The sequence below is a fragment of the Paenibacillus ihuae genome, assembly GCF_001368795.1.
Taxonomy (GTDB): domain Bacteria; phylum Bacillota; class Bacilli; order Paenibacillales; family Paenibacillaceae; genus Paenibacillus_AQ; species Paenibacillus_AQ ihuae.
In genome coordinates this window covers 167,477-193,541 of sequence record NZ_LN831200.1, presented here as the reverse complement: position 1 = coordinate 193,541, position 26,065 = coordinate 167,477, and the positions used below count along the sequence as shown (strand labels likewise).

The following is a 26,065-nucleotide window of genomic DNA, read 5'->3' as shown; positions in this document are numbered from 1 at the left end:
CTGCCTTCCGCATCATCCATGAGCAGATCAGCACCGGCAGCAGCGTGCCCGTACACCGCAAGCTGGACTATGTGATTATTGAGCGGGGGACGGTGTAGGATAAGCTGTATTTTACTCTCTGCAGCTCTTCAAAAAGAGGGGATTACATGGAGAACATTTGCTTTGACGGGCTGGTACAGATAGTGGGATTTCCTCCAACTAACTTCCTGAAGACGGGACGGGGGCAGATGCTAGTTGGATTTTCTCCATTTAAATCCCCCCTACAGTCCCAAAGCATCGTTTCTCCGGAATTTAGTTGGAGCTATTCCACCTATATCCCGATTTTAGGCAGAAACGAATAGAATAGTTGGAGTTTTTCCCACTTGGTAGGACAATGACTGTGGCTGCTTATCTATGCTGCATAATATATTGAATATAATCCGCCGCGCTCTGATCAATCTCTTTATCGCTCACCTGAAATGAGGCTCCGAAGACAGCAAAATGAGGTAGTGCAGTTGCGCCGACATGGATTGTACTAGCTTTGAACGGGGCGAGAACTTCATCTACCGTAAAGGAAACAGAACCCGTGGGCAGATAATTCTCCTTCTTATCACCGATCGACATCGCTAATCCTAGCTTCTTACCCTGGAGCTTCCTGCCGTTTGAACCGTAGGCCCAGCCATGGGTAAATACATCATCCAGCCACTTTTTTAGTAAGGGCGGATAACTATACCAGTACAACGGAAACTGAAAGATGACATGGCTGTAGGCTTCCAGCAGCTTCTGTTCTCTTACTACATCTATGTTCCAGTCCGGATACTCCTTATAGAGCTCATGAATCGTAATCTCGTCCGGATGCTGAAGTAGCTCCTGTTTCCATCTTTTATTCACTCTCGAAGCTTCTATATCCGGATGTGCCAGGATCACTAAAGTTTTCATCATCTATCCCCTTTCCTTTATAAGCGGATTTGCTTGTTACCCATCTGCTTACATTATTTTTCATGTTCAAAAAAATGTAAATACACACAATGAAGTAACCTAGTTACCTCAAAGTGTGCATTGGACGCAGAGTGAATCTATGCGATTATTGAAAGAAGCAAATAAGCTATAGAATTCTAGCGTTGATAAGGTGGTACGAATAACATGAAACAATATAACTTAGGCATAGAGGCAACACTTGAAATCATCGGGGGGAAGTGGAAGGCGCTGATTGTATGTCACTTAATTTCCGGCACCAAAAGGACAAGCGAATTACAGCGCAGTATTCCGGGAATTTCGCAAAAGGTGCTGATCCAGCAGCTGCGTGAGCTTGAACAGGATGGCATCATCGGCAGACATGTATATTCTCAAATGCCTCCCAAAGTGGAGTACTATATCACCGAGTATGGAATTACTGCCAACGAAATTATTCATCAAATGTGTTCCTGGGGCAGAGCTAACATTAAACGGAGACAGCAGCAGGGTGAAGAGGTCGAGTTGCTGGAGAATGAATCCTCAGAAAAATTCTAGCGGGAAATCCTCCAGCTAATCCGTCCGTTTTCGCCTGGAAGCAGGATTTAGGTGGAAAACCTCCCTCTAAAATCTCTAGAAACGTTAATTCAGGCATGTAGGGTAGAAATTAGCGGGAGAAAATCCCGCTACTCTGCCTACACACCCCATATGATTGAACTTGAAATTTACATTTAGGCAAAAGTGGCGCAGGGGAATTTTGGAATCGTAGGAGCGGAAGCGTCCGCCTAAAAGCTTTCCGTAGGAAAGCTAGCTTCGGAAGCATAAACAGTCTGCGGATTTCAACCGTGAAACGGTATAAATCAAGAAATCTGCAGAAGGGCAGCGGCCGGAAGTCCAAACATTCCCTATAGCCACGGCCAATCCCCAAAGGTAGCCCTCCAAGTCCGCTTTTACCACCCGAATCAATAATTTTCATAGGATTTTTTCACTAATTATTGGGTTATTTGCCAAGTGGGAAAGATGTTATATTCTTTTAGGTAAGCGGTTACATGATATGAATGGAGGTGGCGGGTGTACCAGGCTTGGGGGTTTGGAAGAAAATGATCGTTCATTCATAAGGGAGGAATATCGTATTCATGCCTAAGAAGAAATCATTTCTATCGCTAGCGTTCACCACGCTGCTGCTGCTCGCATTGATAACGCCGGGTGTATCGGCTGCATCTGCAGACCAGACGGCCAAAGCAAAACCTGCAACATCCGCGATGCAATCCTATGTTGATGCCATGCAGCCGGGCTGGAACCTCGGCAATACGCTCGACGCTACCGGGGCCGATGAAACGTCATGGGGCAATCCGAAGGTCACTCAGGAACTGATCCAAAAAATCGCCGACCAGGGATACAAAAGCATCCGCATTCCGGTGACCTGGGATGTTCATATTGGGGCGGCTCCGAACTATACCATTGAAGCTGCTTATCTCGCCAGAGTTCAACAGGTAGTGGACTGGGCACTGAAAGAAAAGCTGTATGTGATGATTAATCTTCACCATGATTCCTGGCTGTGGATCAGCGGGATGGAGAAGAAGCATGATGAGGTGCTGGCCCGCTACAATGCAGCCTGGACCCAGATTGCGGCGAAGTTTAAGAACTACCCGGATAAGCTGATGTTCGAGAGCGTCAACGAGCCGCGGTTCACCGATGGGGGGACTACGGACGAAGCCAAAGCGACTCAAATGCTGACAGAGCTTAACAAGTCCTTCCACAGTATCGTGAGAAGCTCGGGCGGGAAGAATGCGGAACGTCCGCTGGTGCTTCCTTCGCTCGAATCTTCTCCAACCCAGGAACGGATGGATGTGCTCTACCAGACAATCACCGGACTGAAAGACCCTAATCTGATTGCGACGGTACATTATTACGGCTTCTGGCCGTTCAGCGTTAATATTGCCGGATACACCAAATTTGACGCCGACACGCAAAATGACATTATCCAGACCTTTGATAAGGTGCATGCTACCTTTACCGCCAAAGGCATTCCTGTAATCGTAGGGGAATATGGCCTGCTCGGCTTCGACAAGAATACAGGAACGATTGAGCAGGGTGAAAAGCTGAAGTTTTTTGAATTCCTGGCCAACTATCTGAGAGTAAAACGGATTACCTCTATGTTATGGGATAACGGTCAGCATTTTGGCCGCACGACTTTTAAATGGTCCGATCCCCAGCTATTTACGATGATGAAGAACAGCTGGAGTACACGTTCGGCAACTGCTGAAAGCGATCTCATTTATTTGAAAAAGGGTGAGGCGGTTAAGGATGTCACAGTTTCGCTGAACCTGAACGGCAACAAGCTGACCTCGCTCAGCACGGCAGGCGGCAAGCTGAAGAAAGGGACGGACTATACGCTGAACGGAGATAAGCTGATACTCAAAGCTGCCAAGCTGAAGAGCCTTATCTCCTCCGGCAAGCTGGGCGTAAATGCAGTTCTTACGGCCGGATTCAATAAAGGTGCCGACTGGACCTTTAATCTCATTGTTTCCAGTACACCGGTCCTTAGCAGCACCCAGGGAACAACGGCTTCCTTTAAAATCCCTACAAATTTCAACGGTGATCTCTTGGCGACCATGGAAGCCGTATATGCCTCCGGCGGCAATGCAGGACCGCAGAACTGGACCTCCTACAAGGAATTTGCTTATACGTTTAGTCCTTCCTACGATGCGGGAGAGATCAGCCTGCAGGAAAACTTCTTCAAAGAAGTGAACGATGGCGAAGTCATTCTTAAATTCCATTTCTGGAGCGGTGAGATTGTAAGCTACAAGATTACCAAAAGCGGAACAACCGTTACCGGTGCGGCCCAATAACTCCGGACAGAACCTCCGTTACCCTTACAGGGTAATGGAGTTTTTTTGCTATAAATATCCATGCGTTTTTTTGGGAATACTACCCGGAAATAGTAGTGGCAGGGAGGGTATTCAATGAGTTCAATGGCGCAGAATCCGCTTTCGCTTGGACATATTCTTGAAGAGTTCGATCAATGCGCCGATTTGAACCATCGGTCCTATCCGGAAATTGAGACCGATATTGTGTATTTTTCGCATTTGTTGGACACGACTTCATTCATCAAAGAGATTCAGGAGCCCTTTTCCAAAATCCGGCTGGATGAGGTTGACCAGCTGCTGCTGCAGTCCCAATTTACCACCGAAAGTGATCCCAAACAGGTAGTTGTCGGTATCATGGAAGGCAATGTTGCCATTTTTCACCGGGGGATGGTCTATTTATTGGATGTCTATGGCCCGGAAGCGCGCAGTGTGCAGCAGTCGGAGACCGAAACGATTATTGCAGGCCCTCATGATGCTTTTGTCGAGTCGGCGCTTACGAACATATCATTAATCCGCGGCAGACTCAAAAGTCCCCATCTCAAAATCAGAAAATACGCTGTCGGTGAAATATCCAAAACAGCTGTTTATTTGCTCTATATCAAGGATATTGCCAATCCGGTACTTGTTGAAGATATGGGGCGGCGGATCCAAAGCATTGAAACGGATACACTTAACGACGGGGGGATGCTGACCCAATTTATTGAGGACATGCCGAATTCGGTGTTTCCCCAATTCCTCATTACAGAAAGGCCGGATGTTGTCGCGTCCAAGCTCGCTGCCGGACGGATTGTTGCCATTGTTGACAACAGCCCGACAGCGATCAGCGCACCGGCTGCATTTTTTGAATTTTTCTCTTCTCCTGATGATTACTACCAGCGTTGGGCACTCGGTACAGCCTTGCGGCTGCTAAGATATATGGCATTGCTCATCACCATAACCTTTACGGCGATGTATGTCTCCGTGACCACTTTTCATTACGAGATGATTCCAGAAGCCCTGCTGAGAACGCTGGCCGAATCACGCAACAGAGTCCCTTTCCCTCCGGTCTATGAGGCGCTGCTGATGGAGATTATGATTGAGCTGCTGCGTGAGGCTGGAGCCCGTCTGCCTACCAAGATCGGCCAGACCATCGGGATCGTAGGCGGTATTGTAATCGGACAGGCGGCGGTACAGGCCGGTCTGACCAGTAATGTGCTGATTATTGCCGTGGCTTCCTCCGCCATCGCGTCCTTTGTCATTCCCAGCTATATGATGAGCGCTTCAATCCGGCTGATCCGTTTCGGGATTATTATTCTGACCGGGTTCTGGGGCAATATGGGGCTGGTGATGGGGATCGCAGTCGTTGTGATTCATTTATCCGGCCTTACCAGTCTGGGTACATCCTATGTCATGCCCGTTGCACCGATGAAGTCAAGGGATTGGAAGGATGTATTCATCCGGGCACCTTTTTCAATGCTCAGAACCCGGCCCTCACAGGTGGCAACCTCTAACCGGGTGAAGCAAAAAAACAGAAAGTAGGAATGGTAGGTATGCCAGAAAAGCTTAGTCCCTTTCATATAGCCATTCTTGTGTACATGACTCAGTCGGGAATCGTTATCTTTACCCTGCCGCGCAGTCTGGCGGATTATTTCGGAACGAACGGCTGGCTTGTGGTCATCCCGTGTCTGCTGCTGTCGTCATTCAATATTTATTTAATCACCTTGGTTTTTCGGCTGGGGAAGGGGCGCTCCATCTTTGAAATTATGGAACAGTCGGTTACAAAGGTAATCCTGTATCCATTTTATTTCGGGTTAACAGCTGTTTGGCTTATTTTTGGCTGTATGATCGGTAAAAAGTATGTGCTGCTCTTTCAAATGCTGGCTTTCCCGACGACAAATCCGATGCTGTTTAAGCTGGCTATTGACGTACTGGCTTTTATGATGCTGATAAAAGGGATATACAGGATGTCCAACGCCGTAACCCTCTTCTTTTGGATGACCATCTGGATGTTTGGGCTGCTGCTGTGGTTCTTCCCCTCTTTTCGCTGGGCGCGGTTAACTCCGTTTATTCTTCAGGGCGGGCATGACCAGGTCAAGGGGGCGATGGAAGTGTATGCCGCTTATTTGGGCTATGAGCTATCCATTCTGCTATTCCCGTATATGAATAAGAGTAAGAGTAAAAAGTCTATGACCGCTATCTATGCCGGAAATGCCTTTTTGTCGTTCGTCTATATCTGTCTATCGCTGATCTGTTTCGGCTTCTTCGGCCCGGGTCAGTTAAAAAAGCTGCTGTATCCCGTGCTGGACTTACTGGCCTATATCCAGTTGCCGTTTATTGAACGGCTGGAAAACCTGCTCTACGGTTTTTTTCTGTTTTTAGTACTGGTCACGGTTGTGATGTATTGGTGGGCGGCTCAGTTGAGTATGCAAAGAATCATGCCGAAGGTGAAAACACCGGTACTTCTGTTCATTATGCTAGGCAGCTCCTATTGCGTCTCTTTTATTCCCAAGACTCTGGATGAGGTAAATGTCTGGATCACCAATTTGGGCTATGCTGTGACGGGTATTGCTTTTTTTCTCCCCCTGTTACTGATTATGATCCTGCTTATTCAACTGAAAGGAGGAACTTCTCATGCTTAAGCTCCGGCTGATTCCTGTGCTTCTGCTTCTGCTGCTGTTAACCGGCTGCAAAAGTGATGAGCGGATACTTGAAAAGCTGGGGATGGTCCAAACGGCGAGCTTTGATCTGCTGGACAATAAACAGCTTAAGGTGACCTACTGCGTTCCGGTTACAGATCCCACCTCAAAGGTCCGCCGTGAACTCATGACGACCGTAAGCGACAGCCTAAAATCAGCCCGGCTGCAGTTTTCCCTGCAATCCGATCTGAAGGTCGTCAGCGGGCAGGTAAGAGAGACCCTATACGGAATGAAGCTGGCAAAAGCGGGCTTAGGTGATTATATCGATACACTCCTGCGGGATCCTTCCATTGCGCTGGGAGTCAGAGTAACTGTAGTCGAGGGGGGTGCAGGAGATCTGCTGTCCAAGACGTTCAAGTCGCATAACGATACCGGTCGCTATATCACCCATCTGCTGGATAAGGAATCTTTTGGCAATAGTGTCCCGGCAACCACCCTTTATGAGTTCTCCCGGGATTTCAGCGATGACGGCATTGACCCTGTAGCTCCGATTGTGAAAGACGGGGGTGACAAGGTGGTCATTGAGGGTGTTGCAATGTTTCAGGAGGACCGGTATGTGATGAGGATTCCGGCCAAGGATGGGATTATCTTTGCCCTGTTCCGCGATGATCTCAGGCAGGGGGAAGTTGCGATTAACTTAGGGGACAAGGATGGCAGGCCAGTGGTCATCATGTTAAGCTCCTTGTTAAACAAACGCAAGATCAAAGTGCATCAACTGGCGGGCGGGCGCTTTAAGGTCGACATTTATGCTTCCATCCAAGGCTCGGTACTCGAATACACCGGTGAAGAGAAGATTAATGAGAGCAAAGCACGTCATGAACTAGAACAGAAGATATCCGAATATATCACGGCCAAAGCTGATAAGATGGTGGAGCAGATGCAGGAGCATAACGTAGACAGCCTGGGAATCGGAATGTATGTGCGGAACAGGCTGAACTTCAAGGAATGGACAAGCTTGAACTGGAGAGAGGTATACCCTGAGATAGAAGTAAAGTGCCATACCAAAGTACTCATCAAAGACTATGGCAAATACAGTTGACTAATATAACGATAGTGCGAACCGGTGGAGGTGCTGGAACACTATCGTTTTTTTTATGCAGCCGTTATTATTTAAATTTATAAATATACAAAATAGGGCAATGGGTGTAAAATTGCATTACTTACGCTTCCCGGGGGAGCATAAAGGATTCTCTATGCCCTTATGTGAATAAATGCGCAAGCGAAATATACTAGAGAAGATATGGAGGCATGAAGATTCATGAAAAGAAAGAACTGGAAACACCTGATGATGCTGTTTATGCTGGTCGCTGCGGTAGGCATGGTTGCGGCAGGCTGCGGCAATAACAATACAGCAAGCGGTGGCAGCAATACAGGCCCTGCCAATACAGGGGGAGCGGCTGCTACTAAGGCTCCGGCGGAAGCGGCAGTTGTAACACTGGGCCTGCTGCCTTCGATCGACGCCATTCCATTTATCATCGCCCATGAGCAAGGCTTAGACAAGGAGCATAACGTCAATCTGGATATTCAGACCTTCAAGAGTGCCAAGGACCGCGACGTGGCGTTCCAGGCAGGCAAAGTAGACGGCATCAGCGCCGATCTGGTGGCCATCTCGATCTATAATGAAGCCGGTCTGGACGTGAAGATCACAAGTACAACAACCGGTGAATTTGACCTTCTGACCGGTAACGATGAGATTCAGGATGTGAAGGATCTGAAGGGTAAAACGGTTATTTTGTCCAAGAACACGTCCACTCAATATACAGTAGCAATGATGCTGAAGCAGGCGGGTTTAAACGAAGCGGATATCACCGTGAGTGAAGTGCCGCAGATTCCGACCCGTCTGGAGCTGCTTAAGAACAAGAAAGCCGATGCCGCTGTGCTGCCGGAGCCTTTTGTGACCATGGGGGAATCCGCCGGCCTTCGCGTGCTTAGCTCTACACATTCCGCTGGCGTCAATCCGTTTGTGCTCGCCTTCCCGCAAAGCGTAATTGATGCCAAACCGCAGGCAATTCGCGATATGTATGCAGCTTATAATGATGCGGTAGAGTATATGAATTCTCATGACCAGGCGGAATATATTGATCTGATTATTAAAGAAGTAGGCTACCCCGAAACATTGAAGGACGAGATTAAGGTACCGGAATACCAGCCGGCGAACCAGGTGGATGTGAAGGAAGTGGAAGCAGCTTTTGCCTGGGCACGGGAGACAGGACTGCTGACCAAAAATATATCGGCTGAAGATGTGATCTCCGATGTCCAGTTCAAGAAATAGCGGACTTTGCATTAAAGAGCTCCAGGTTGAGTACAAGAGCGGCCAGGTGGCACTGGGTCAGGTCAATCTGACCCTGCCGGAGCACGGGATCTATACGATTATCGGGCCTTCCGGCAGCGGGAAATCGACGCTTCTGCGGGCGATTGCCGGCCTGCTGCCGGATTATACAGGAGAGCTGCTGTTTAACGGCAAACCCGTTCATGACAAGGATATCCTGGTCGGGCTTGTTCCGCAGAACTACGGATTATTGCCCTGGAAGACCGTTCATGGCAATATCCAAATCGCGATGAAAATTACCGGGTCTGCCGGCGGGGACAGAGCGGAGCGGGAAGCGCGGATTACGCACTGGCTTAGCTCCATGGGAATAGCCGATCTGGCGGACCGTTATCCGCTCTCACTGAGCGGAGGCCAGCAGCAGCGGGTAGCGATCGCCCGGGCCTTTGCCATTTTGCCGAAGATTATGCTGCTGGATGAGCCGTTTTCGGCCCTGGACGCCGTGACGCGTGTAGCGCTGCAGCAGATTTTTCTCGATAATTGGCTTGCCCATCCGGCAACGGCGCTGTTCGTCACGCATGATGTGGACGAGGCTATTCTGCTGGGCCAGCGGATTATCATCCTGCCTGCAGGCAAGGCGGATTCGGTGGAGGTTCTGGATAATACCGCAGTGTTCGGCATGAAGCATGAGGAGAAACGGGGAAGTAATGAGTTCTTTGAGCAGACGAAACGGATCAGAAAGGTAATGCAGGAGAAATGGTGATGAACAAGCGGATTACCCGCATGCTGCGGTTGTTGTTTGTCTTTTTTGGTATGAATCTGGTCTGGTATCTCGTCTACCTGCTGATGAATCATCCGATTCTGCCCAGTCCGGGTTCGGTCTACAAGGCGATGTTCCAGCTGGAAGGCCGGGAAGTTCTGCTCAACGTCGGCTATAGCCTGCTGCGGATTTTTGAAGGCGTTCTGCTGGCGCTGGTCATCGGTCTCCTGATTGGACTGCTGATGGGGCGCTCACCGCTGTGGAACAAATTGCTCGATCCGGTCGTTTATCTGACCTATCCGATTCCGAAGATAGCCTTGCTGCCGGTGGTCATGCTGTTCTTCGGGCTTGGGGAAACCTCCAAGGTGCTGATGATCATGCTCATTCTGCTGTTCCAGATCATTATTTCTGTACGTGACGGGGTCAAGGCAATCCCCGAGAACACCTATGATGTACTGACCAGTATCGGTGCCGGCACGGTCCAGAAATTCTGGAATGTGACGCTGCCCGGTGCACTGTCGGTCATTCTCAGCACAATCCGGATTTCACTTGGTACGGCGATATCTGTGTTGTTCTTCACCGAGATCTACGGCACCGAGCATGGCATGGGTTACTTCATCATGGATGCCTGGCTGCGGCTGGATTACCCGGAAATGTACGCAGGCATCATGCTGTTTAGCTTAGTGGGCTTTGTATTGTTCCTGCTGGTGGATCTGCTGGACTACAAGTTTATGAAGTGGCGGCGGTGAGGGAGAGTATTGTAAATGTATTATGGAGGCGGCTCAGTGATGAGTTATCTTTTTGTTTAGCAGACGTGCAGGGTGGGGGGCCTGTTGAATTTAGTGCGAGCCGGGCAAAAGTGTGAAATGAGCGGTAAAAGTCCCGTTGAATTCGGAGTTATCGGGCAAAAGTATGAAATGAGCGGTAAAAGTCCCGTTGAATTAGGCGTTATCGGGTAAAAGTGTGAAATGAGCGGTAAAAATCCCGTTGAATTCGGCGCAAGCCGGTAAAAGTGTGAAATGAGCGGTAAAAATCCCGTTGAATTTGGCGCAGGACTCAAAGAGTCAGCTGTTGGGGCTGTCCCAAAAGGCCATGTAATGGCTTCTGGGACGCCTCCTTTTTTTGAGTAAGATCAACGTGTGCACTTGAATGGACGCTGCGTGAACGGACCGTTGTTACAATCGCTGTGCTCTCCAGATTTTTTCTATTCCCCTTTGCGGTGAAAATCCGGAGACCAAGGCGACCGCGTTCGCTTTTCCACAATCAGTCCGTCCTCTCCGCTGTTTAAGCGGAAAATGGTCTGCAATCTTAAAAAACACAAAAAAACCTCTCTTTTGGTAAAATGGAAGTGCGACCAACCATTTCAAAGGAGAGGTTTCTTTTGTACATTCAATATACCATGGACCAACTTTGCTTGCCAATGGATTTAGAAGAAGACATCCCACAAAATCATCTCGTTCGTGTCGTTAACGCCGCCATCAATCGGCTGGACGATTCCATCTTTGACGCTGCTTATCCCGGGGGCGGCCGCGACAGCTACCACCCTAAAATGCTCACCAAAGTCATCATCTACGCTTACACCCAGCGAATTTATTCCTCTCGCCAAATCGCCAAAGCGGTACGGGAGAACATTCCTTTCATGTGGCTGTCCGGACGGCAGCGTCCGGACTTCCGCACCCTCAACCGTTTCCGTTCTGAGCGGATGAAGACGTCCTCGAAACCGTATTTACCGCCGTTCTTCAATTTCTTGCAGATGAAAAGTATGTAACGCTCGACCACTACTTTGTCGACGGTACCAAAATCGAGGCGAATGCTAACCGCTACACTTTTGTTTGGGGCAAGGCGGTCAGCAAACATAAAGTGAAATTGCAGGAGAAGGTGCATGACCTGTTTGCTACCATCGAAGCTACCGAGAAACAAGAAGAACAGGAACACCAAGGCAGAGACCTGACTGAACTCGGCGAGTCCTCCGAAAGGAGTGGTGAGAGACTCGAGCGTGCGACTCGGGAGCTCGAAGAGAGACTACTGCAGAAGCCCAAAGATAAACCGCTGAAAAAAGCCGTTAGGAAGCTTCGGAAGGATCTGTTGCCAAGGCTGTTGAAATACGAGCAGTATCAAAAGCTGCTTGGTGACCGAACCAGCTTCAGCAAAACCGATCCGGATACAATGTGCAAATTGGCACGGAAAATCAGTTCATTTTAGCCTACAGTGCCTACCAAAAGCCCACGGATACCCGCTGTTTAGAGCCTCATCTGGAAATAGCACGGCGGATCTTGGGGAAACTTCCACAGACAATCATTGCAGATGCAAGCTATGGAAGTGAAGAAAACTACGCTTATCTGGAAAAAGAAGAGATCACAGCCGTCGTTAAATACGGCAGTTACCATAAAGAAAAAGCAAAGCTTGGAAAGAAAATGTTAGTAAAATCGAGAATTGGACGTACAACGCAGCCGAGGATAACTGGACGTGCCCAGCCGCGCAAACGCTGCATTTCCACAGAGAAAGCAAGGAAACACTAGAAAGTGGATATGAGATTCGCAAGCGTCATTACCGAAGCAAGAGCTGCGAAGGGTGTCCGCTGAAAGATCGGTGTACGAAGGCGGCAGGGAACCGGGAAGTTGCGGTAAGCCTGGAAAGGCTACGATACCAAAGTCAGGCCCGGGAACTCCTTCGAAGTGAAGAAGGTTATGCCCTGGCGGTACGTCAAATGACTGAGCCGGAAAGTGTATTTGGCCAACTGAAAAACAACCGGGGCTTCCGGCGATTTCTGCTTCGCGGCATGGAAAAAGTGATGCTTGAAGTCGGGTGGCTTTCGCTCGCCCACAATCTACTAAAGCGAGCAGCCATGGACCAAAAACACAGAACAGCGCTCCTCCAATAACCAGAGGAGCGCTGTTCTGTTGACTTTTACATTTTTGAGAATGAATGTGATCTGTCTCCGTTCGTAGAAAAACTACTTTTGGGACAGCCCCGTTTAGTTTGACCCTATAGTCTGACTCAGCGGCGAGGCTTATACTATTGGTGATGCTCCCGTACCCGCAAATAATGCTTTTTACAGGCTGTCCGCTTCCGGCAATATTTGCTTCATTGCCTTCAGCAGCGCCGCCATTTCTGCATCGGTCCCCACAGTGATCCGTAGATAATTATCAATCCTCGGCTTGTCAAAATAGCGCACCAGAATGCCCTGCTCCCGCAGCTTCCGGAAGATTACCGGTGCGGGGACGGCAGGATGGGAGACAAAGAGGAAGTTGGCTTGGGAATCCGTTACGTTGAAGCCAGCTTCCCTAAGGGCTGCTGCGGCAACTTCTCTGGTTCGCACAATTCTGGCGATATTCTCGCGGAAGTAAGCCTCTTCCGCGAAGCTTGCTTCTGCACCTGCAAGAGCCAGACGGTCGAGCGTATAGGAGTTGAACGAGTTCTTCACCCGGTTAAGCCCCTCAATCAGCTCCGGCTGCCCAAGGGCATAACCCACCCTTAGTCCGGCCAGGGAACGGGATTTGGACAAGGTATGAATGACCAGCAGGTTAGGATATTCTGCAATTAGCGGGACGGCTGACTCACCTCCGAAATCAATGTACGCTTCGTCCACAATCAGCACACGGTCATTATTGTGCTCCAGCAGCTCGCGGATTTGCTCCAGCGGCAGGTGAATGGCTGTCGGTGCATTCGGATTGGGCAGGATGATCCCGCTGTTCGGTATTTGATAAGCTGACGGAAGAATCCGGAACTGCCTGTCCAGCGGGACACCAGTGTAGGGAAGGTTGTACAAGTTGGCGTATACACTATAGAAGCTGTAAGTAACATCAGGGAACAGCACAGGCTGATCGTGGTCAAAAAAAGCCTGGAACGCAAACGCCAGGATTTCATCCGATCCGTTGCCGACAAATACCCCGCCCGGGGCTAAGCCGAAGTACGCGGCAATAACGGCAGTCAACCCGCTTGCGTTAGGGTCCGGATACAGCCGCAGGCTGTCGCCCGCAGCGCTGCGGATCGCTTCCAGCACCGCCGGAGGGGGCGGATACGGATTCTCGTTAGTGTTTAATTTAATCATTCTCCCCTCAGAAGGCTGTTCGCCGGGAATATAGGGAGTCAGGCCTGCAGCGGTAGAGCTCCAAAATCTGCTCATCTCATCATAACCTCCTAAACAGATACTAGATTTATTAACTATAATTCGTCAGATTATATGAAATTAGGCTCCTCGATTTATAGGAAGGACAACAATAGTTTTAAATGTTTCTCTGGCCGTTACGGTAAGATGACCTCCATATCTTTCAGTGATCTGCCGGATATTGAGCAGGCCTACTCCGTGTAGCTCATTATTTTTCTTTATTCTCCTCTTGTTGCAAGGGGTATATGAATTTTCGGTATAAATGGTTAGCATTTGATACTGCGTGAAGATTCGAATTAATATGAATCGTTCCGCAGGGGTAGGAAGAAGCTGAGCCGCTTCGACTGCATTGTCTAAAATATTACCGATTACTATGCACAGGTCAAAAGGATCTATCATGTCCAGATTCTCTATACATATATGATGTGTTATTTGTATATTTTTCTCATTAGAAATATTTATTGCATTATTTAGTAAAGAATCAATGACTAAGTTACCTGTAGCTATCGCGAAATAAGAATTCTTCATCGCCTGTAGAGTTTTGCTGATATGACCAAGTGCCTTTTCCCTTTCCCCTGCTTGAATGCAGGCGCGAATATAAATAAAGTGCTTATTCGTATCATGGATAATTCGTTTAGTCATTTGAAAGGAGTTTGAAATTTTCTGATAGCTGGTATTTTGATAATCAGTTTGTTTATGTAATCTTTGCAGCTCATCTTTCATCTGGAAGCTTTCGATTAATTCATCAAATAAATAGATGATAGTAACATTGATTAGTAGGACAGCAATGGCTGAATAAATATACATGTTATTTTCTTGTGCATAGAAGAAAAGCGTATGTAAGATAAAAAGACTAACTATATTGATGACCGCCAGTATAAGGTAGTACCAGGTGTTAAGCTTGTGGTCCCGTTGTCTTTTAAATAACTTGATGAATACAATGAACAAGAAAAAAATAAGTGATGATAGCAATAAAATGGGTAAGCGTGTTTGTTCTTTGCTTAAGTCTATAGCATCAGAGGTCAGATGAAATTGCGAAATGAGTCCATAGGACAGTGTTTCCGCTATGAAACCCAAAATGACGTATACAATTGAATAAATCAGTTTTGATTCTACCCGGGCAGGGTAGCACCAAGAGATGATAAATGCACTGCTCATTGATAATGAACCTGTTACGACAACAGGAAAAAAGGAGATTGAGGATAAATAAATGATAATTCCGCTCAGCAGATAATGAAAAGTAGTGTGCAGTTTATTTTGTTGAGAAGAACCGAGCAAAGCAAAAAAATAGCGATTCAGTAGAACGAGCTGTATGAGAGTCATTCCTAGAAAGAACAGTAAGGTTATTTTCATAGAATAAATTTTCCTGCCATATAATGAGCATAGGAATCTTTAATTTGCTTAATGTGAGCTCTGCTTATAGGTAATTCCTGATGGTTGCTAAGTACAACGGAACGAACAGTAAATCTTCGGATATAATCCATATTGACAATGACAGATCTGTAAATCAGCAGGAAAGGTGCTCCTAATTTTTTGGAATAGGATGATATAGTTCCGGTAACGGAAAATTCTCCATGGGTTGTAATGATTTTCAACTTATTTTGTGCCAAAGAATGCTTTATTTTCAAAATGGATATAACCTCAGACAATGGGATAATATGCTCGCCTTGCTCCTCTTTCAATATTATTGAATACGTTAGGGTAGAGTTGAGATGGTCATAAAGCCGTATCATTTTTGATTCAAAGGTACTGTACGTCAATGGTTTTAGTAAATACTGGAATGTAAATACTTCAAAACTTTCCAAGATATATTCCGGGTGACTGCTTAAAAATAAGATTGCGACTTCTTTATTGGGGAAGGAACGTATTTGCTTTGCAGTTTCCAGGCCATCTATACCTGACATTTCTATGTCAAGAAAGAGAAAATGGAAATGAGGAGGCTTTTTGCTTTGATAGTGTTCTAGCAGTTCTTCTCCTGAAGAAAAATAAGTCAAGGAGATTTTACAATTAATGTTTCTTTCAAAAAGTGTGAAAAATCGACTTAATTCTTCGTAAACTTCGCTTTCGTCATCACATATCCCACCATATAACATCAGCTCTTCCCTCCCATTTATTCCATATATTTTAAGTATAGCGAATTCCGTCTATAGATCAACACAAGGACAGTTCTTAAAATTATTAATCCAAAAATGCAATTCGCATAGAATTTCATGCGGTTCGCATATAAGGCGTTCCTTTGACAGAATAATTATCATATATTGTTTAGGGGGAGATGGAAAAAAATGATAGAGATGTTAGTTAATATGATGAGCAAGAGAATGGTTCATCATAAAGTTATCATGCAGAAGGAGCTATCAATAATCCAATACGGGTTACAGGCCATGATCGAAACCTTACTTATTTTCTGTACGATGATAATTTTCTCCATTTTTATGGGACGCTTTTTAGAAGCGCTAGCCTGGGTAGGGACGGTCTTCCTAATAAGAAGTTTGAGGGGAGGTAGACATGCCGGGACATTTTTACAATGCTACTTCATATCTGTGGGTACCTTTGTATTCTGTATGATTGCAATCCATTTTTTTCAACATCAATTTATTCTATATAGGATAATTTGGGGAGCCGCGCTACTGCTGTTAGTCTGTTCACTGGTATCTTTAGGTACAAGGTCGGGGCAGGAGAACGCACAAAAAATAGGTACACTAATAAATTGCCTTCTGTTATTGGCGTATGGCTTTTTAATTTTCTTGCAAAATACTAATCCAATCTTGTTAGCAAGTTTGTTGGGCTTAACTGTTTCGCAACTATCTAATGTTTGGAAGCGAGAGCCTAATCCAGAATACTGCCCAAATTAAAAGATTGTATTGGGTATGATTGTGAAATTTATAACGTTCTTTTGCGTCTGCTTTATCGCTTTGCAGCGGCAGATATAAATCATGGGAGGTTTTATCATGGAAAAGATATTGACTGGAAAAATTGCCAAGGCTTTTGCAGGAATCCCTGTTTTCCTTATTCATGGGCATGATTTTTTGGCACAGGACAAGGAGGGGTATATATGACTTCTACTGGAGATTCCATGAAGCCCTCTGAACTTCAAGGCAATATTCTCATTACCGGCGTCACAGGATTTATCGGGAGGCACGTGCTATACGAGTTTCTGAATGTGGCTATGGAAACTTCATGGAGAAATAAAATATACATTCTATTACGGGGAAAGAAGGGGCTCTCAGCAGCCGCAAGAGTGGAGCATTTATTGAACCATGAGTATCTTCCCGATTATCTCAAAAAGTATGAATACCAGGAATTAGCGGACAATATCACCGCCATTGATGGAAATTTAGAAGATTCTGATCTTGGGCTGCAGTTATGTTCGCTAATCCCTAGAGAGGAGCAGTTGTACGTTATACATAACGCAGGGTCTGTTAATCTTTTTAATACTGCTGCGGCTGAACAAGAAGTCCATCATACTAATTGGCTGGGAACAATAAATCTGATTCATGCCATAGAACTGTTTGACAGTAAATTGGTGTTTATGAGTACTGCATTCTCCTGTGGCATTGTAGATGGGGTAATCGGTGATAATTTCACCTTTTATCAAGACAATAGTTTCAGGAATCATTACGAGAAATGCAAAAATCTGACCGAAAAATTCATTCAGAGCTATTGCACCGAAAAAAACATCAAGTATCAAATTTTGAGGCCAAGTGTGGTCTGCGGAAGACTTATTGATGCACCGCTTTATTACATCTCCAAGTTTGATGTGTTTTACGGCTGGACTAAGTTCTTTTGGAATTTACAAAACCAGGGTAGTACGGAAAGTGTAAGAATTCACATTTCCCGCAACTCAAAGGTCAACATAGTGCCTGTGGATTTTGTAGCCAAATCGGTACTGGCATTCTTTCAACAGGATATCCCTTATGTCAATATTGTTTATCCAGAATCTATTAATAACCGCTATTTGCATGCCTCATTGCTAGATGCTTTACATTTTAATCGCTATGAATTCATTGACGAGGCGCCTACTAACCTGAACAAGAGTGAGAAGCTTTATTACAGGTCCATAAACAAGGTGTATACTCCTTACTTAAATCAGTGTAGCAATGAATATGACACCCAACTTATAGGCAGTATTATGGGCAGCGCGGTTATGCCAAAAATTGACTTGCATTCATTGGCTAATTTTTCGATCTGCAATCATTTTGATGAAGAAATGGTCTACTAGAATACAAATATCCAATTTTAGGGAGGGAGAACCTGATCATGAATGTAGCTCAAATGAAAAGAATTCCTTGGAAAGTAATCAGTTTATTGGCCGTTGCCTTTGTGGTGCTGAGAGTGAATACGTTATGTTGGTGGATTGCCCATGAGCCTGAAATGCCGGATGAGATCAAGGAAAAATATTACAAATAACAAAATCTGGGGGTGGAGATTGGAAGATGATAAGCGGGACAAAAAACAAATTGGCATTTGTGGCAGTTATTTTGGGTTTTTCATGGCATTACTGGATACAACGATCATTAACATCACCCTTCCCGAGATGATGAGCTACTACAATACCACGCTGAAAAACATCACTTGGGTAATCAACGGCTATAATTTGGCGTTTGCTGTTTTTATCATTACAGCTTCAAGATTGGCCGACCAGTTTGGCCGGAAGAAGATATTCGGGATCGGTATTTTATTCTTTACACTGATGTCATTTCTGTGCGCTATCTCACCATCCTCTGAGATGCTTATCTTATTTCGCGTGCTTCAAGGATTATTCGGCGGAATTATTCTGCCGGTATCCATTCCCCTCGCACTTGACTTGGCTCCGGAAGACAAGCAGGGCAAGGTGCTCGGCATTTGGTCCGTAGTGTCGGGGCTGGCGGCGGCAAGCGGGCCGACGCTTGGAGGATTTTTAGCGGATCAGTTCAACTGGCAGTCGATATTTTTGATCAACGTTCCGATCGGCATCGTCGCTCTGTTCTTAGTGATCTTTTGCATCAAAGAATCCTATGATCCCACAGCAGGCAAACAACTCGACATTCCGGGGATGCTTACACTGTCCGTCTCGCTGTTCTCTGTCACCTATGCGCTCATTCAGGCCAACGACGAAGGGTGGACCTCTCCGCTTATCCTGTGCTTGTTTTTAGCCTTCTTGATCTTTATGGCATTATTTGTCTGGGTGGAGCTTACAACAAAGAAGCCAATGATTCCCCTGTCACTCCTCAGGAATGTCACCTTCAATGCCGCATCCTTAACTCTGCTTATTTTGGGCGCGGGCATCATGACAATATCGCTGCTTATTTCTTTTTTCATGACTCGGTTGATGGGGCTCAGCGAGCTTGAGGCTGGTGTGACTCTATCTGTTATGCCGTTGTCCTCGGCCATCTTCTCGGTAATTACCAGTCTGCTTCTCAAAAGGGTGGGGGAACGGTGGCTTATCATTGCCGGAATGGGCTGCATCGCGCTGTCAATGTTTCTTATGAATGACCTGACTGCAGGATCGGATCGGCTTGATGTAATATACAGACTGGCTATCGCTGGCGCGGGTATGGGGTTTGCGCTGGCACCCACGATGAATTCGGCCATCGGCAATGTCCCTAAAGATAAGGTTGGTATTACGTCAGGTATTATGAATATGACACGCTCTATTGGGGCAGTGCTTGGTGTAGCTATCATTGTCACTATTTTGAACGCGGCCATAGGCAGTGAAATTACGGCTGCAAAGTCCGATATAATCGGCATTATCCGTTCGGATAAAGTCTTCAGCACCGCCGCTCAAGAGGAATTGATTAATGCTGTGAATGACATCGAGGTATCCAGCAGTAGTGAAGTTCCCCAGATGGAGAGCGTTATCGGCTTGATGCAGCAGAGAGGGGCCAAAGTGCTGGCTGGTGTAGCTCCGGACAAATTGGAGATGACCAAAGCTGCTCTTCAGTCTCAGCAAGACGAAGTGAAGAAACTGTGGCCTGAACGGATTCAGCCTGAGTTATATTCCGGATTGGTCTCTTCGTTCAGTGATACATTCAAATACGGCAGTGTCGGTCTGTTGCTGGGCATCTTATTTTCCTTTTTCATAGGAACGGGACGAAGGCAGGAGCAGGGTACCGAAATAGCGATGGACAATAAAGAAATGTGATAAAAAGGTGGAGAAGCCAGTGAACAGTATCTTTGAGATCATTAGGCAGTCAGCGTCAAGATGGCCGGATAAAGAAATATTGAAAGAAGTTCCAATGGACGAAACAGGGGAACGTGCAATTACTTATTCCGAATTGATTACCCGGGCCGAGGGTATTGCCGCGCTTCTTCGCACGAAGGGATGCCAGCCGAAGAGTAGGGTACTTCTCCTATTCAACTCGAACATTGAATTTACGGTTGCATTCCTTGGCTGTATCTTCGGAGGAGTTATAGCGGTTCCCATGTATTTAACCAAGAGCGCGTCGTTTGTGGAGGAACTCAAGGCTTTCTCCGCGGATTGCCTGACAAACCTTTTGTTGACCACATCCGAGATGCAGCCCATGCTGCAGGCGCGCTTGCCAGGTTATAGCATATATACGACTGACGGGCTGCCGGAAGGGGCTGAATACATACCAGTCGATCTATCCCCGGCCTCTGAAGCATTCATTTTGTATACATCCGGTTCTACAGGCAGGCCCAAGGGAGTTGTTCATACGCATCAAAGCTTCAGCAGTCATGTGATGTCAGTTCAGGACCGTCTCCGACTGCAGGATACGGACAGTTCAGTGTGTGTCAGCCCGTTGCAGCATATTATGGGGATGCTGAATGTCTTCATTTCATTAACTTTTGGTCTTCAGGTTATTTTTCTGCCCATGCTCCGAGTTTTGCAATCCCCTCTTGACTGGGTAACAGAGCTATCCCGGCGCAGAGCGACCATTTTTCTTGGTCCTGATTTTGTCTACAAGCTGGCGGCTGGCGCATATACTCAGGAGCAGGCGGAAGGGTTGGATTTGAGTCATCTACGAGTTTCTCTCAGCGGCTCGGAGCGGATTCTTCCCTCCACGGTGGACAGCTTTACCCGCACTTTTGCCAGGCATGGCTTTGCGGCGAATAGCCTGATCATAGGATACGGAATGACCGAGGCGGGCATTATCTCAATCAGCACATTGAATGAACCGCCGAAGATGCTTGAATCACTTCCAGGTATTTATAATTGTGGTCAGGTAGTTGCGGGGTATCAGGCCGTTATTGTTGACAGCAACAGCGGGCGGGAGTGTGGCTCGGGCGAGATCGGCGAGATATGGGTAAAGGGCTCCGGACTTGCTGATAGATATTGGAATGATCCTGATCAAACAAAGAAGGATTTCAGCATGAATTTGCCCGGGGGAGAGGGACCATTCTTCAGGACAGGGGACTTGGCCTGTAAGATCGACGGCAATCTCTTTCTGACCGGAAGACTCAAGGAAATAATAATTATCAAAGGGCAGAATTTCTACCCGGATGATATTGAGGCGGGTGTACGCCGACAGGCAACGACGATAGGGCAGTGTGCGGCTTTTTCGGTTGAAGATAACGAGGGAGAACGCTTGATTGTGGTGGTGGAAACCGCACTTCACGACAAGGAGGAACTTTCCCGGCTGGCTGATCTGACAATCGCGGATATTCAAGTACGCAACGGAATTCGGATTGCGGAGCTGCTCTATGTACCTCCCCAATCGCTTCCGCTTACCCGTACGGGCAAGCTCCAAAGAAGTAAATGCAAAGCTCTCTATCTTGAAAAAAAACTAAGCCTTGTATACGTATATGAGCATCTGACCGACAAGACGGGGACAGGTAAATCCCGCACAGCATTTACATCAGATTGGACGAAGGAGCTCACCTTGAATGAGCTCAGGGAGGCTGTGCTTGCCGATTTGATTGCCGCTTTCAAAAGGTTACTTCCCGGTGAAAGTGAATCGATCGATATCGGGTTGCCGATCCATCTGCTCGGTACCGATTCGATTACGGCCATTGAGCTACACCACCTGGTTGAAGAGAAATATGGGGTTCAGCTTCCGATCACCTATTATCTGGAGGGAAATACTATAGAGTCCATTGCCGGCAGAATCATCGAGGAGAGCAGGGCTTCCACTGCTATGGAGGCAAGCCCGACGATGGAAGAACTGAATTGGGACAGCATGGACATTGAGACGGTATACAACCGTCTGAACAGTTATTCGGAGGAAGAGCTTGATCTGATATTAGATGCCCTACAGCGGTAACCTAAGGCAAATTAAGGAGGAAAAAATGGAACAGACCCTCGAAAGGACACAGAAACTCCAGCTTGCTGAAGCTATATTGAGACATAAACTTGGTCTAACCGGAGACTCTTTTCCTGCCTCCAAAGGGCAGGAAGGATTGTTTCTTCAATATCGACTCGCTCCTGACTCTTGTGCGTACCACTTGAACTTTTGTGCACGGATTGATAATCAGATCAGGGTTGACCTTTTGCGGGAATCTTTCCGCATTTTGCGGGACAAGCACCCTATCTTGCGCACCGGGTATCGGGAGAATGGCGGTGGCCTCTTTAAAGTTGTCCAGCAGGTGATGACTGGAGAAGAATTCTGGACGGTGCATGAGGTATCCGATCTGGAGGAAGAAATGATTGAGCCTCTGGTTCACGAGTGTTCCAGGCATCCCTTTGATTTGGAGAACGGCAAAGTAATGAGAGTTGATTTTTTTGAAAGGGCGGGGGGACAGGGCATACTCCTGATATCCATACACCATATTGCTATGGATTATTGGAGCCAGGGTATTTTGTTGAATGAGCTTGGGCTAATCTACACAAGTCTGGTTGAGCACGGAACGGCTTCTCCAGGCCCATCCGGGGTTTTATACAGTGAGTTTGCAAAGTGGCAAGGGGGATTGCTGACATCTAAGGAAGGCCGCCGTTCCTTGGATTACTGGAAAGAAACTTTGAACGGTTTACTGCCTTGCATGGATCTTCCAACGGACTATCCAAGAGGAGAGTATGCAGATTACAGAGGCCATTCTTGTTCCTTCGAGCTGAATCCAAAGATGGTAGATGGAATCAGAAGGCTAGCGGGTGCCCATGGAGCTACAGTTTATGTAATTATGCTTGCTTTCTATTACATGCTTCTCCAGAAATATTCGGGGCAAAGGGATATAATCATCGGATCTCCGACAACCGGCAGAAGCAGTGCCAGGTTCAAAGATACGATAGGGTACTTAGTCAATATGCTTCCGCTCCGAATTGATGCTGACAGTAGCCTCTCTTTTCCGGAATTGGTTGCTTATGTGAAGCAAGTTTCTATGGAGGGCTTGATCCACGGAGATATCCCCTTCTTTAATATTGTTCGGGAGCTTCAGGGTCAACGCAACGGCAACCGGACGCCAGTCTTCCAGGTTTCTTTGACGTTCGAGAAGCCGACATCCGCGAACCGGTCGGGTCGTTTTCTTTTCACGGAAGAGAGACCGCTTATTCAATTAGGATGTTTAATCCTGCAGCCCGTTCCGGTGTCGGTACATGCTTCCCAGTATGAGCTTTCCCTGTATCTGGAGGAAGTCGAAGGTTCGTTGTCAGGGCAGTTTCACTACCAGTCTGCATTGTTCAAGGAAGAGACTATCCAGCGCATGGCTCTTCATTATGTTCAGCTCATCTCGGAGGTGCTGGATAAGCCGGATCTGGAGATAGGCGCCTATCCCATAATTACTAAGGAAGAACGGGAGAGAATTCTGAACGTCTGGAACTCTCCTGCCGCGAAGTTTACAGAAGAAGAAACGTTGCACAGTCAGGTCGGTAAGATGGCGGCGCGATTTCCTACAAGAACAGCCGTAGTTTGCGGGCAGGAGGAGATTACTTACAGCGAGTTACATCTGAAATCTTCCATTCTGGCTACTTGTTTAAATGCGAAGGGTGTCGGACCCGAAGTGAAGGTGCCCTTGATTGTGCAGCCCTCGCTCGATATGATCGTGGCCATTCTGGCTGTTCTTAAAGCAGGTGGGACTTATGTTCCCATTCATCATCAAGCCCCTCCGGAACGGATTGCCGAGATCATACAGGATATTCAACCTGCTGTTATAATCACCGAACGGGATTTGGCTGCCAAGATCCAAGGTGGCGAGACGGACATCTTGTATGTAGATGGAGATTGGCGTGTGCCGGAATCGGCGGAGATACTAGAGTCTAACCAGGATGTAACCGCCGAAAACACTGCTTATATTATTTATACGTCCGGCTCGACCGGAAAGCCAAAGGGCGTTATGGTCAGCCACCGGAATGCCGTCCGCCTGTTTACTTCAACAAAACCGTGGTACAACTTTGACGAACGGGATACGTGGACACTCTTTCATTCATTCAGCTTTGACTTCTCGGTTTGGGAAATTTTCGGGGCATTATTGTACGGTGGAAAGCTTGTTATCGTTCCTTACTACGTCACCAGAGAACCCCATGCTTTTTACAGACTGCTGAGCTCGGAAGGCGTTACGGTGTTGAATCAGACCCCGTCTGCATTCAAGCAACTTATGAATGTGGACCTGAGCCTGCATCAAGAATATCCATTGGCGTTGAGGGTTGTCATTTTTGGAGGAGAGGCGCTTGATCTCAAGAGTCTGAGGCCTTGGTTTGAGCGTCATGGGGACAAAGAACCAACATTGGTCAACATGTACGGAATTACCGAAACGACAGTCCATGTTACCTACAGACCCATCACTATGGCCGATACCGAGTTCGCCACCGGAAGTTTTATCGGAGAACCGATTCCCGATTTGCAGATCTATCTGCTTGATGAATATCAGAATTTGGTTTCGCCTGGTGTGTACGGTGAAATCTATGTCGGAGGAGCCGGGGTATCAAAGGGATACTTCAATCGTCCTGAACTGACCGCAGAGAAATTTCTTGATGATTTTATAGGTGGAATTCCTGGCAATCGCCTGTATCGTTCAGGCGATATGGGAAGATATCTTCCGAACGGAGATATTGAATATTTGGGAAGACGGGACTCACAGGTCAAAATTAGAGGCTTTCGGATTGAACTGGGGGAGATCCGGTCTAAAATCCTCGATTTTACCGGTATCAAGGATGCTGTAGTTCTGGTAGAAGGCAGCCGCGATGAAGACAAGAGAATTGTGGCTTATGTGGTGTTGCATTATCAAGAGCTATTTGATTCCGGGACGCTGCGGAAGTTTCTGAAGGGGAAATTGCCAGATTATATGATCCCATCCGCTTTTCTAGCCGTTGAGCAGATTCCACTGAATGCAAATGGCAAAATAGATCGCTCTGCCCTTCCACCAGTTGTCTGCGGTATCTTGGAGTCGAGCAGCTTTTCCGCCCCTGAGACCGAGTTGCAACGGAAGCTTGCCTGCTTGTGGGGAGAAGTTTTGTCAATGGACAAAGTGGGAATAGATCATCCGTTTTTTGATATGGGCGGGAATTCTATTCTTATGGTGGAATTGCACAATCGTATAAAGGATCAATTATGTGCGGATATCAGCATAGCGGACCTCTTCCAATATTCTACCGTGGCGGAGCAGGCCCAGCATATCGAGAGCATACAGTCAAAGCACAAGGATGACAAGACGTCGTCTGTGACTGCCGACAGAATTGACAAGCAGCAGTTAAGAAAACATGCAATGAATCGGAGAGTAAAGCCGTAGAGGGGGAGAGTAACTAACTATGGATAAAGATACGAGCTACGATGTTGCGATTATCGGAATGTCCTGCCGGGTACCTGATGCGGGAAATTTGGATGAATTTTGGGACAACCTGATGCAAGGCAGAGAAAGCATACAGTTCTTTTCCACCGAGGAAATGGCCCGGGAGGGGGAAGTGGCTTTTACTAAGAGCAACTATGTAAATGCTGGTGGAGTTCTGGAGGAGATAGAGGGATTCGACAGCAACTTTTTTGACATGTCCGCATCCGAGGCCGACATTTCAGACCCGCAGCATCTTATATTCCTGGAAGCTGTCTGGAGTGCTCTTGAGGACTCCGGGAATATCCCGGGGGTTTATCCGGGTATCATCGGGATGTTCGGAAGTTCCAGCACCAATACATACTTGTACCGCAACCTGCTGCCGAATCGCGATCTGATGGATACGCTGGGCATTCACCCATTGCTGATTGGGAACGAAAAGGACTTTCTCTCCACTAGGGTATCATACAAGCTGGGCTTAACGGGCCCCAGCATGACCGTTCAGACTGCGTGCTCAAGTTCTTTGGTTGCTGTGCATATGGCAATTCAAAGCTTACTGAATGGAGAATGTACTATGGCGGCGGCTGGCGGCGTTACGGTCAGATCGGCTCAACGGGTCGGGTACGAGTTCAGCGAAGGCGGAATTTTGTCACCCGATGGGGTATGCCGAGCATTTGACGAAAATGCGAACGGCACGGTAACGGGAAACGGAGTCGGGGTTGTGATTCTGAAGCGCTATGAGGATGCGGTTCGGGAGGGGGACTCTATCTATGCCGTAATCAAATCCAGCGCGGTAAGAAACGACGGATTGCATAAAGTCGGATT

24 protein-coding genes are annotated in these 26,065 nt (G+C 47.1%); 19 read left to right on the top strand and 5 right to left on the bottom strand.

Annotated elements, in window-relative coordinates; translation table 11 throughout:
- Positions 1 to 387: 387 nt before the first annotated feature.
- The gene (locus tag AQR02_RS23410; protein ID WP_054942992.1) at positions 388 to 918 is read right to left on the bottom strand and encodes an NAD(P)H-dependent oxidoreductase; all 531 of its coding nucleotides are present in this window, start codon (positions 916 to 918) and stop codon (positions 388 to 390) included.
- A 204-nt stretch (positions 919 to 1,122) separates the two neighbouring features.
- Between AQR02_RS23410 and AQR02_RS23405 the strand changes: the two genes are divergently transcribed.
- From AQR02_RS23405 to AQR02_RS23370, 8 genes are all read left to right on the top strand, one after another.
- Complete coding sequence (locus AQR02_RS23405) at positions 1,123 to 1,488, top strand: winged helix-turn-helix transcriptional regulator (RefSeq protein ID WP_054942822.1); 366 nt, start codon at positions 1,123 to 1,125, stop codon at positions 1,486 to 1,488.
- A gap of 578 nt (positions 1,489 to 2,066) precedes the next feature.
- On the top strand, positions 2,067 to 3,782 hold the full coding sequence (locus AQR02_RS23400) for a cellulase family glycosylhydrolase (protein ID WP_054942821.1): 1,716 nt from the start codon (positions 2,067 to 2,069) through the stop codon (positions 3,780 to 3,782).
- Between the two features lie 114 nt (positions 3,783 to 3,896).
- Positions 3,897 to 5,318, top strand: coding sequence for a spore germination protein (locus AQR02_RS23395; RefSeq protein ID WP_054942820.1), 1,422 nt, complete (start codon positions 3,897 to 3,899; stop codon positions 5,316 to 5,318).
- An 11-nt stretch (positions 5,319 to 5,329) separates the two neighbouring features.
- On the top strand, positions 5,330 to 6,418 hold the full coding sequence (locus AQR02_RS23390; RefSeq protein ID WP_054942819.1) for a GerAB/ArcD/ProY family transporter: 1,089 nt from the start codon (positions 5,330 to 5,332) through the stop codon (positions 6,416 to 6,418).
- Positions 6,411 to 7,514, top strand: a complete 1,104-nt coding sequence (locus AQR02_RS23385) for a Ger(x)C family spore germination protein (RefSeq protein ID WP_054942818.1) — start codon at positions 6,411 to 6,413, stop codon at positions 7,512 to 7,514. Before AQR02_RS23390 ends, AQR02_RS23385 begins: the two co-directional genes overlap by 8 nt.
- A 219-nt stretch (positions 7,515 to 7,733) precedes the next feature.
- Positions 7,734 to 8,747 (top strand): ABC transporter substrate-binding protein, encoded by a 1,014-nt coding sequence (locus tag AQR02_RS23380; RefSeq protein WP_054942817.1) that lies wholly within the window; start codon positions 7,734 to 7,736, stop codon positions 8,745 to 8,747.
- On the top strand, positions 8,728 to 9,504 hold the full coding sequence (locus AQR02_RS23375) for an ABC transporter ATP-binding protein (protein ID WP_054942816.1): 777 nt from the start codon (positions 8,728 to 8,730) through the stop codon (positions 9,502 to 9,504). Before AQR02_RS23380 ends, AQR02_RS23375 begins: the two co-directional genes overlap by 20 nt.
- Complete coding sequence (locus tag AQR02_RS23370) at positions 9,504 to 10,250, top strand: ABC transporter permease (protein WP_245237698.1); 747 nt, start codon at positions 9,504 to 9,506, stop codon at positions 10,248 to 10,250. Before AQR02_RS23375 ends, AQR02_RS23370 begins: the two co-directional genes overlap by 1 nt.
- Positions 10,251 to 10,306: 56 nt before the next feature.
- Here AQR02_RS23370 and AQR02_RS35645 read toward each other — a convergent pair whose 3' ends face one another.
- Positions 10,307 to 10,561, bottom strand: coding sequence for a DUF1720 domain-containing protein (locus tag AQR02_RS35645; protein ID WP_159067831.1), 255 nt, complete (start codon positions 10,559 to 10,561; stop codon positions 10,307 to 10,309).
- A gap of 321 nt (positions 10,562 to 10,882) precedes the next feature.
- On the opposite strand from AQR02_RS35645, the gene AQR02_RS34790 reads away from it, so the two are divergent.
- The 4 genes from AQR02_RS34790 (at position 10,883) to AQR02_RS34775 (ending at position 12,382) form a co-directional block, all read left to right on the top strand.
- Complete coding sequence (locus AQR02_RS34790) at positions 10,883 to 11,269, top strand: transposase (RefSeq protein WP_245237697.1); 387 nt, start codon at positions 10,883 to 10,885, stop codon at positions 11,267 to 11,269.
- 92 nt (positions 11,270 to 11,361) lie between these two features.
- The gene (locus tag AQR02_RS34785) at positions 11,362 to 11,703 is read left to right on the top strand and encodes a hypothetical protein (RefSeq protein ID WP_245237696.1); all 342 of its coding nucleotides are present in this window, start codon (positions 11,362 to 11,364) and stop codon (positions 11,701 to 11,703) included.
- Complete coding sequence (locus tag AQR02_RS34780; RefSeq protein WP_245237695.1) at positions 11,670 to 12,020, top strand: transposase; 351 nt, start codon at positions 11,670 to 11,672, stop codon at positions 12,018 to 12,020. The genes AQR02_RS34785 and AQR02_RS34780 overlap by 34 nt, the downstream gene beginning before the upstream one ends.
- The gene (locus AQR02_RS34775; protein ID WP_342447498.1) at positions 11,927 to 12,382 is read left to right on the top strand and encodes a transposase; all 456 of its coding nucleotides are present in this window, start codon (positions 11,927 to 11,929) and stop codon (positions 12,380 to 12,382) included. The genes AQR02_RS34780 and AQR02_RS34775 overlap by 94 nt, the downstream gene beginning before the upstream one ends.
- Before the next feature lie 171 nt (positions 12,383 to 12,553).
- On the opposite strand, the gene hisC is transcribed toward AQR02_RS34775, so the two are convergent.
- The 3 genes from hisC to AQR02_RS23350 form a co-directional block, all read right to left on the bottom strand.
- Complete coding sequence (gene hisC / locus AQR02_RS23360) at positions 12,554 to 13,627, bottom strand: histidinol-phosphate transaminase (protein ID WP_054942814.1); 1,074 nt, start codon at positions 13,625 to 13,627, stop codon at positions 12,554 to 12,556.
- A gap of 63 nt (positions 13,628 to 13,690) precedes the next feature.
- On the bottom strand, positions 13,691 to 14,962 hold the full coding sequence (locus tag AQR02_RS23355) for a sensor histidine kinase (RefSeq protein ID WP_054942813.1): 1,272 nt from the start codon (positions 14,960 to 14,962) through the stop codon (positions 13,691 to 13,693).
- Entirely contained in the window at positions 14,959 to 15,702 is a 744-nt protein-coding gene (locus AQR02_RS23350; RefSeq protein WP_054942812.1) for a LytR/AlgR family response regulator transcription factor, read from the bottom strand. Before AQR02_RS23350 ends, AQR02_RS23355 begins: the two co-directional genes overlap by 4 nt.
- A 189-nt stretch (positions 15,703 to 15,891) precedes the next feature.
- On the opposite strand from AQR02_RS23350, the gene AQR02_RS35640 reads away from it, so the two are divergent.
- The 7 genes from AQR02_RS35640 to AQR02_RS23320 all read left to right on the top strand — a co-directional run.
- On the top strand, positions 15,892 to 16,461 hold the full coding sequence (locus tag AQR02_RS35640) for an accessory gene regulator B family protein (RefSeq protein ID WP_054942811.1): 570 nt from the start codon (positions 15,892 to 15,894) through the stop codon (positions 16,459 to 16,461).
- A gap of 200 nt (positions 16,462 to 16,661) precedes the next feature.
- A complete protein-coding gene (locus AQR02_RS23340; protein ID WP_054942810.1) occupies positions 16,662 to 17,828 on the top strand; it encodes an SDR family oxidoreductase in 1,167 nt (388 codons plus the stop codon).
- A gap of 38 nt (positions 17,829 to 17,866) precedes the next feature.
- Positions 17,867 to 18,016, top strand: a complete 150-nt coding sequence (locus AQR02_RS31560; protein WP_082452044.1) for a cyclic lactone autoinducer peptide — start codon at positions 17,867 to 17,869, stop codon at positions 18,014 to 18,016.
- Positions 17,970 to 19,730: a DHA2 family efflux MFS transporter permease subunit gene (locus tag AQR02_RS23335; RefSeq protein ID WP_082452043.1), complete on the top strand. Its 1,761-nt coding sequence runs from the start codon at positions 17,970 to 17,972 to the stop codon at positions 19,728 to 19,730. The genes AQR02_RS31560 and AQR02_RS23335 overlap by 47 nt, the downstream gene beginning before the upstream one ends.
- 19 nt (positions 19,731 to 19,749) lie before the next feature.
- The gene (locus AQR02_RS23330) at positions 19,750 to 21,810 is read left to right on the top strand and encodes an AMP-binding protein (RefSeq protein WP_054942808.1); all 2,061 of its coding nucleotides are present in this window, start codon (positions 19,750 to 19,752) and stop codon (positions 21,808 to 21,810) included.
- Positions 21,794 to 25,204, top strand: coding sequence for a non-ribosomal peptide synthetase (locus AQR02_RS23325; protein WP_082452041.1), 3,411 nt, complete (start codon positions 21,794 to 21,796; stop codon positions 25,202 to 25,204). Before AQR02_RS23330 ends, AQR02_RS23325 begins: the two co-directional genes overlap by 17 nt.
- A gap of 19 nt (positions 25,205 to 25,223) precedes the next feature.
- Positions 25,224 to 26,065 (top strand): beta-ketoacyl synthase N-terminal-like domain-containing protein (locus tag AQR02_RS23320; protein WP_148449200.1); only part of this gene is annotated, 842 nt, incomplete at its 3' end.

Bases quoted from the DNA above. Each gene is read 5' to 3' on its own strand.
- AQR02_RS23410 (WP_054942992.1), bottom strand. From the start codon at position 918: ATGAAAACTTTAGTGATCCTGGCACATCCGGATATAGAAGCTTCGAGA.
- AQR02_RS23405 (WP_054942822.1), top strand. From the start codon at position 1,123: ATGAAACAATATAACTTAGGCATAGAGGCAACACTTGAAATCATCGGG.
- AQR02_RS23400 (WP_054942821.1), top strand. From the start codon at position 2,067: ATGCCTAAGAAGAAATCATTTCTATCGCTAGCGTTCACCACGCTGCTG.
- AQR02_RS23395 (WP_054942820.1), top strand. From the start codon at position 3,897: ATGAGTTCAATGGCGCAGAATCCGCTTTCGCTTGGACATATTCTTGAA.
- AQR02_RS23390 (WP_054942819.1), top strand. From the start codon at position 5,330: ATGCCAGAAAAGCTTAGTCCCTTTCATATAGCCATTCTTGTGTACATG.
- AQR02_RS23385 (WP_054942818.1), top strand. From the start codon at position 6,411: ATGCTTAAGCTCCGGCTGATTCCTGTGCTTCTGCTTCTGCTGCTGTTA.
- AQR02_RS23380 (WP_054942817.1), top strand. From the start codon at position 7,734: ATGAAAAGAAAGAACTGGAAACACCTGATGATGCTGTTTATGCTGGTC.
- AQR02_RS23375 (WP_054942816.1), top strand. From the start codon at position 8,728: ATGTCCAGTTCAAGAAATAGCGGACTTTGCATTAAAGAGCTCCAGGTT.
- AQR02_RS23370 (WP_245237698.1), top strand. From the start codon at position 9,504: ATGAACAAGCGGATTACCCGCATGCTGCGGTTGTTGTTTGTCTTTTTT.
- hisC (WP_054942814.1), bottom strand. From the start codon at position 13,627: ATGAGCAGATTTTGGAGCTCTACCGCTGCAGGCCTGACTCCCTATATT.
- AQR02_RS23355 (WP_054942813.1), bottom strand. From the start codon at position 14,962: ATGAAAATAACCTTACTGTTCTTTCTAGGAATGACTCTCATACAGCTC.
- AQR02_RS23350 (WP_054942812.1), bottom strand. From the start codon at position 15,702: ATGTTATATGGTGGGATATGTGATGACGAAAGCGAAGTTTACGAAGAA.
- AQR02_RS35640 (WP_054942811.1), top strand. From the start codon at position 15,892: ATGATAGAGATGTTAGTTAATATGATGAGCAAGAGAATGGTTCATCAT.
- AQR02_RS23340 (WP_054942810.1), top strand. From the start codon at position 16,662: ATGACTTCTACTGGAGATTCCATGAAGCCCTCTGAACTTCAAGGCAAT.
- AQR02_RS31560 (WP_082452044.1), top strand. From the start codon at position 17,867: ATGAATGTAGCTCAAATGAAAAGAATTCCTTGGAAAGTAATCAGTTTA.
- AQR02_RS23335 (WP_082452043.1), top strand. From the start codon at position 17,970: ATGAGCCTGAAATGCCGGATGAGATCAAGGAAAAATATTACAAATAAC.
- AQR02_RS23325 (WP_082452041.1), top strand. From the start codon at position 21,794: ATGCCCTACAGCGGTAACCTAAGGCAAATTAAGGAGGAAAAAATGGAA.